General features: G+C 70.8%; 1 protein-coding gene. It reads right to left on the bottom strand.

Annotated elements, in window-relative coordinates; genetic code table 11:
• Nucleotides 1–686 (bottom strand): IS701 family transposase (locus tag K7G60_RS38625; protein ID WP_225805634.1); only part of this gene is annotated, 686 nt, incomplete at both ends.

The raw sequence follows: 686 nt of genomic DNA, 5'->3' as shown, positions 1-686 counted from the left end.
TCTGAGCTCGGGAAGGCTGAGGGGGGCGAGGCCGGAGGATCCGTTTCTGCTTTCCCGGCGTCGAGCTCGCGGGCCCGCAGGATCGTGAGGCAGGCGTGGGCGGCCATGGCCAGGGTGATGTGGCGGTGCCAGCCGGGGTAGCGGCAAACCTGGTAGTCGTCCAGGCCGCATTCCTGCTTCGCGCTCTGGAAGCACTCCTCGACCGCCCAGCGGCTGCCGGCGACGTGAATGAGCTGGTCGAGGGGGGTGTCGGCGGGGCAGTAGGCGATGTAGTAGGAGATCTCCTGGGGCCGGGCGACGCTGCGGCGGGCGATGGCCCAGTGGCGGCGGTCCTCGCGGTGCCAGGGCCGGATCTCCACTCTGGCCCAGTCGAAGACCCGGGGACCGTGCGAGCCGTTGCCGCAGGACCGGCGCTTCCACTTCTGCCGGGGCAGGTCGTGGAACAGGTCGTGGACGGGGTGGTCGAGGGCCCAGCGGGTGACGACGGTGTCGTGCCGGGTGGTGGCCATGACGTGGAAGACGTCGGCCTGTTCCAGCTCGGACCGCCAGCTTTTCCAGTAGCCGTAGCCGGCGTCCGCGGTGACCCAGCCGAACGGGTTCTTCTCCGCGATCGCCCGGCGGACCATGGCCCGGGCGATGGCGCCCTTGGTCTCGAAGACGACCGTGTCGTCGATGCCGGCCCGCCG

Source organism: Streptomyces sp. NK15101 (assembly GCF_020400725.1).
Lineage (GTDB): Bacteria > Actinomycetota > Actinomycetes > Streptomycetales > Streptomycetaceae > Streptomyces.
The sequence above is the reverse complement of the archived record's forward strand: the minus strand, read 5'-3'. Positions and strand labels throughout refer to the sequence as shown.